The organism is Mycobacterium sp. TH-M25, assembly GCF_057473665.1.
Genome location: NZ_JBYCLA010000343.1, coordinates 1 through 5,293 on the forward strand (window position 1 = coordinate 1; position 5,293 = coordinate 5,293).

The following is a 5,293-nucleotide window of genomic DNA, read 5'->3' on the forward strand; positions in this document are numbered from 1 at the left end:
GGCCTGGCTCAAGGAGATCAAGGCCGACCCGGAGAAGGTCAACCCCAACGGCGTCGCGATCGCACTGGGCCACCCGTTAGGTGCAACTGGGGCAAAGCTTTTCACCACCATGCTCAATCAACTCGAGCGCACCGGCGGCCGGTACGGCCTGCAGACGATGTGCGAGGGCGGCGGCACCGCCAACGTCACGATCATCGAGCGGCTGTAGCTCAGTCGATGTGCCCGGGTGGGTCGGCCATACCGGGCCCAATTGTTTCGCAGCTCTTTTCGGGTATCAGGAACGAGCTGGCGCCCTGGTAAGACAGGTGAGTCGTCATTACACAACGCTGCCAGGTGCCGTCGGATTGGATGGGTCCGTCGCACTTGTTGATCACGCCAGGGGCAGAGATGCATCCGGCGCGGGCCGGCGGCGCCGAGTCGACCAGAACTCCAGCCATCAGCAGGACCGCGCATCCTCCGACGATGCAGCGTTTCATGGTTGCCTCCCGTCCACCACGTGACGTTACCGCCTGGCCAGGCTGCCGTTGCCGGTTCCGGCGTCGATTGACGGTTGCCGAACGTGTAACCAGTGCTACTCGAGAGCGGGATTTTCGCACTGGTTACACGTTCGGCGCGAGATCCCGGCGCGATGCCGGCGTCGACGTCGATGCAGAGGTCTCACGAATGGGCGAACCGATTCCGCCGATGTTCTGGTTCCACGACCCGACCGGGCACACCCTGAAGCTCGTCGAGTCCTGAGATCACTGCACGAAGGCCGTCGCGGCCTGTAGGTGCTTGACGGCGTCGGCGACGATTGACTCGATCAGCTCCGCGCACGACGGCAGGTCCTCGACGATGCCGGCCACCTGTCCGGACGCCAGCACTCCGGCGTCGGTGTTGCCTTCGACCAGACCGGCTTTGAGTAGCATCGGCGTGTTGGCTGCCATCACCACCTGCGACCAGGTCAGCTGTTTACCGTGCCGCATCGCCAGGCCGTCGCGGATCATCGACGCCCAGGTCATCTGCGACAGCTTCTTGAACTTGCCGGCGTTACGCACCGCCGCGGCGAAACCCCTTGCGCGCGAACCGCTCTCCAGCTTCTCGACCAACCCGGTGCGCAATACCCGGTGCGGCATACCGTCGACGCGGGTGGTGACGACGGTGCCGTCGAGTGCGGACTGCAGGTAGCGCTGTTTCACCGCTTCGGGGACGGTGGAATCCGAGGTGAGCAGGAACCGGGTGCCCATTGCCACCCCGGCTGCGCCATACGACAATGCCGCGGCCAGGCCACGGCCGTCGAAGAACCCGCCCGCGGCGATCACCGGAATGCTCACGGCGTCGAGCACCGAGGGCAGCAGCAGCGTGGTGGCGATCGGCCCGGTGTGTCCGCCGCCTTCGCCGCCTTGGACGATCACCGCGTCGGCGCCCCAGGAGGCCACCTTGCGGGCGTGCTTGGCCAGTCCGACCGACGGAATCACCACGGAGCCGGCTTCTTTGAGTTGGGTGATCAATTCCTGCTTGGGCGCCAACGCGAACGACGCGACCTTGACGCCCTCGCGGATCATCAGGTCCACCCGGTCGCCGGCGTCGCCTGCATCGGCGCGGATGTTGACGCCGAACGGTTTGTCGGTGGCCGCCTTGACCTTGCCGATCGCGACGGCCAATTCATCGAGCGTCATGGTGGCCGAGGCGAGGATGCCCAGTCCGCCCGCGTTGGAGGTCGCTGCCACCAGACGTGCGCCGGCCACCCAGCCCATGCCGGTCTGTACTACCGGGTGCTCGACACCGAGCAGCTCGGTCAGCGGTGTGCGCAGTTTCATTGTCAACGGATCTCCCGGTCGCGTAATGCCTTCGGGTCGATGACCTCGCGAATCAGGCGCAACTCGTCGTCGGTCGGCAACCGTGATTCGCCGGCGTCGTCGAGGCCGGCCAACTCGAACGAGGTGTTATCCCGCACCTCGTCGGCCGTGACGCCGGGGTGCAGCGACAGCGCGCGCATCGTGCGGTCCGGACCGCCGAAGTCGAACACGCCGAGATTGCTGACCACCCGATAGGTGTTGGCGAACCGGAACGCCGGGTTGTCGGTGTCGACGTTGTCCCAGCCGACACCGCACACCACATCGACGGTCTCGCAGAACACCCGGCTGGAGTGGTTGCCCACCCAGTAGCTCGTCGCGTGGTTGATGGCGTTGCCGGGGGCGCCGCGCACACCGAACATCTGCCGCTTCGGCTGCTGCAGCGGACCGAATGCCGAGATGTTCTGATTGCCATGGCGGTCAACCTGATTGGCGCCCATCACCACGTGCCGCCGACCCCAGGCCAGCGTCTCGAACACCCGGCCGAACGGCATCCAGCCCTCGACCGGGCCGGTCTTGCCCAGTGCGGGGGTGTCAGCGAGCAGCTGCGCTTCGCCGTCGGTGAGCAGGATGTCGGGGGAGAACGTCAGCCGGGCCAGTCGCGCGCCGACCGATGCCATGTTCGTCATGGGGCTGACCATGATTTCGCCCGCGTCGCGAAACAGGTCGGCGCAGGCGACCGCGCAGACTTCGGCGCGGGTACTCGCGGTGTCGGTCACGATGACGCCTCCTCGGCGAACTTGCGCACGGCCGCTTGGTATTCGGCTTCGCCGCCGGACAGGTAGGTCTGCACGAACGTCTGCCATCCCTCGTCCGTGGCTGCGGCCTCGGCGTAGTGTCGCTGGAATTTCTCGTCCCGGCCGTAATCCGGCGCCGCGGTGGTGAAGTGCGAGCCCCCGGGCGCCTCGACCACGCCGTCGACCATCATCCGGTTCACCAGCAGTGCTTGTGGCGGTACGGCTTTGACCAATTCCTCGGTAGAGACGATGCGCTCCACCGACAGGAAACGTTTGTCGGCGGCCATCAGGAACAGATCGTCGAAGTAGGGGTCGATACCGGTGTAGGCGGCATTGCCCCGGACGTCGCCGAGATTGAGATGCACGAACGCGGCGTCCAGATTCAGAGCCGGCATCGCCAGCAGCGTCTCCTGCCCGCCGCCAGGCGCCTCATACGGGCTGGTGACCGTTTTCAGCTCACCCTCCCAGAAATCGAGCACCGAACTACCCAGTCCGGCGCGAATCGGCAAGAACGGCAACCGTTGTGCCGCGGCCTGTAGCCCACAGCGCAGCATGCCCTCGTCCATTTCGCGGGCCTCGAGCGCTCCGCTGCTGCGGGCCTCGGCGAACCAGGGGTCGTAGAACGGCGGTGAGTCCAGCGAGACGAACCCGTAGTAGACCCGCTTGACCTTGCCGGCCGAACACAACAGTCCGACGTCCGGGCCGCCGTAGGTCACCACGGTCAGATCCTTGACGTCGGTGCGCAGCAGCGCGCGGATGAAGGCCATCGGCTTGCGCCGCGACCCCCAGCCGCCGATGCCGATGGTCATGCCGCTGCGGACCTGAGCGACGGCGTCATCGAGCGAAATGACCTTGTTGCTCACTTCTTGCTCTTCTCCGTTCCGGCGAACGCGTCGCGGTGTTCGTCGGCCACTCCGGCGAGGTTGAGTTCGAAGGTAAAGCCTTGCTCCATGCGGTAACTGGAGTTGACCCGTTGGACGTCGATCAGGTTCAGCGCCTCCTTGGCCGCGCGGATCACCCGGGTGTCTTTGGCGGCGATGTCGCGGGCTACCCGCAGCGCGGCCTCGTCGAGTTCCTCCCGTGGCACCACCTCGTGCACCGAGCCGAAGTGATGCAGGGTCGCAGCATCGACGGTGGCGGCGGTGAAGAACATCCGCCGCATCATGTGTTGCGGCACCAGTCGCGACAGATGGGTCGCCGCGCCCAGTGCGCCGCGCTCGACCTCGGGCAGGCCGAAGGTGGCATCGTCGGAGGCCACGATGACGTCGGCGTTGCCTACCAGGCCGATGCCGCCCCCGACGCAGAATCCGTTGACCGCGGCGATCACCGGGACTGCGCATTCGTAGACCGCGCGGAAGGCGGCGTAGCAGCCGCGGTTGGCGTCGATCAGTGCGGCATAGCCTTGGCCGGCAGCTTGAGTGCGCTGCATTTCCTTGATGTCCACCCCGGCGTTGAAGCCGCGACCTTCGGCTCGCAGGATGACCGCGTGCGTGGTCTGGTCGTTGCCGGCGGCGGTCAGGACTTCGCCGAGTTCGAACCATCCGCGGGACGGGATGGCGTTGACGGGCGGGTAGTCGACGGTGACCGCGACTATCCCCGGTTCGACGGTGCGCGACGTGATTGTCATCGAGATCCTCGACCACTTCCTTGGGGGGGCGACAGGGGAGATTTAGGAAAGCAAGCACTTGCTTGGTACGCTAGCACAGTGACTCACGCCGACGAAGGCCCCGCGTTCAGCTTCGGGCTCACCGGCTGGGTCGTGCTGGTGACTGGCGGTGTTCGAGGGGTTGGCGCCGGCATCAGCACAATTTTCGCCGCGCAAGGTGCCACCGTCGTCACCTGCGCTCGGCGCGAAGTCGCAAGCCTGCCCTACGAATTCCACCCCTGCGACATCCGCGACGACGACGCCGTCAAGGCGATGATCGGCGCGATCGTGGAGCGCCACGGCCGCCTCGATGCGGTGGTGAACAACGCCGGCGGTTCGCCCTTCGTCTTGACGGCAGAGTCCAGCGCAAAGTTCAACCGCAAGATCATCGAACTGAACCTGCTTGGCGCGCTGTCGGTTTCCCAGCACGCCAACGAGGTGATGCAAAGCCAGTCCGGTGGCGGATCGATCGTCAACATCTGTAGTCTCAGCGGCCGACGGCCATCACCGGGCACTGGCGCCTACGGCGCGGCCAAGGCCGGCCTGGAAAGCCTCACCCAGACGCTCGCGGTGGAATGGGGGCCGAAGGTCCGGGTCAACGCCTGTGTCGTCGGCATGGTCGCAACCGAGCAGTCGGAACTGTTCTACGGCGACGCCGACTCGATTGCCGCGATCTCGAAGAATGTGCCGCTCGGCCGCCTTGCGACGCCCGCCGATGTCGGTTGGGCCGCAGCCTTTTTGGCCTCGGATGCGGCGTCCTACATCAGCGGCGCCTCGCTCGAGGTGCATGGCGGCGGCGAGCCGCCACCCTACCTGGCCACCACCAACGCGACCGCGATCAAGTAAAGGAGTCAGCAGTGGGACTAGTCGACGGCCGCGTGGTCATCGTCACCGGAGCAGGCGGCGGCATCGGGCGGGCGCATGCCTTGGCGTTCGCCGCCGAAGGCGCCCGTGTCGTCGTCAACGACATCGGTGTGGGCCTGGACGGCTCACCGGCCGGCGGCGGCAGCGCGGCGCAGGGTGTGGTCGACGAGATCACCGCTGCGGGAGGCGAAGCCGTCGCCAACGGCTCCAAC

7 protein-coding genes and 1 pseudogene are annotated in these 5,293 nt (G+C 66.4%); 3 read left to right on the plus strand and 5 right to left on the minus strand.

From position 1 onward, the window contains the following. Window positions 1–208: pseudogene (locus AC2VOU_RS11510) on the plus strand (acetyl-CoA C-acetyltransferase); the annotation flags it as partial. Between the two features lies 1 nt (window position 209). On the opposite strand, the gene AC2VOU_RS11515 reads toward AC2VOU_RS11510, so the two are convergent. From AC2VOU_RS11515 to echA20, 5 genes are all read right to left on the minus strand, one after another. Beyond that, window positions 210–476 (minus strand): CDGP domain-containing protein, encoded by a 267-nt coding sequence (locus AC2VOU_RS11515; protein WP_486957493.1) that lies wholly within the window; start codon window positions 474–476, stop codon window positions 210–212. Window positions 477–740: 264 nt separating this feature from the next. Further along, on the minus strand, window positions 741–1,799 hold the full coding sequence (ipdC, locus tag AC2VOU_RS11520; protein ID WP_486957499.1) for a (3aS,4S,5R,7aS)-5-hydroxy-7a-methyl-1-oxo-octahydro-1H-indene-4-carboxyl-CoA dehydrogenase: 1,059 nt from the start codon (window positions 1,797–1,799) through the stop codon (window positions 741–743). 2 nt (window positions 1,800–1,801) lie between these two features. Continuing rightward, window positions 1,802–2,554, minus strand: a complete 753-nt coding sequence (gene ipdB, locus AC2VOU_RS11525) for a cholesterol ring-cleaving hydrolase subunit IpdB (protein WP_486957494.1) — start codon at window positions 2,552–2,554, stop codon at window positions 1,802–1,804. After that, a complete protein-coding gene (ipdA, locus tag AC2VOU_RS11530) occupies window positions 2,551–3,435 on the minus strand; it encodes a cholesterol ring-cleaving hydrolase subunit IpdA (RefSeq protein ID WP_486957495.1) in 885 nt (294 codons plus the stop codon). Before ipdA ends, ipdB begins: the two co-directional genes overlap by 4 nt. Beyond that, complete coding sequence (gene echA20, locus AC2VOU_RS11535) at window positions 3,432–4,199, minus strand: (7aS)-7a-methyl-1,5-dioxo-2,3,5,6,7,7a-hexahydro-1H-indene-carboxyl-CoA hydrolase (RefSeq protein ID WP_486957496.1); 768 nt, start codon at window positions 4,197–4,199, stop codon at window positions 3,432–3,434. Before echA20 ends, ipdA begins: the two co-directional genes overlap by 4 nt. Window positions 4,200–4,277: 78 nt before the next feature. Here echA20 and AC2VOU_RS11540 point away from each other — a divergent pair, with 78 nt between their 5' ends. Further along, the gene (locus AC2VOU_RS11540) at window positions 4,278–5,063 is read left to right on the plus strand and encodes an SDR family oxidoreductase (protein ID WP_486957497.1); all 786 of its coding nucleotides are present in this window, start codon (window positions 4,278–4,280) and stop codon (window positions 5,061–5,063) included. An 11-nt stretch (window positions 5,064–5,074) separates the two neighbouring features. Beyond that, a partial coding sequence (locus tag AC2VOU_RS11545) for an SDR family NAD(P)-dependent oxidoreductase (protein ID WP_486957498.1) occupies window positions 5,075–5,293 on the plus strand: 219 nt, incomplete at its 3' end.

Excerpts from the sequence above, each read along its gene's own strand:
- echA20 (WP_486957496.1), bottom strand. The coding sequence starts at position 4,199 with ATGACAATCACGTCGCGCACCGTCGAACCGGGGATAGTCGCGGTCACC.
- AC2VOU_RS11515 (WP_486957493.1), bottom strand. The coding sequence starts at position 476 with ATGAAACGCTGCATCGTCGGAGGATGCGCGGTCCTGCTGATGGCTGGA.
- ipdC (WP_486957499.1), bottom strand. The coding sequence starts at position 1,799 with ATGAAACTGCGCACACCGCTGACCGAGCTGCTCGGTGTCGAGCACCCG.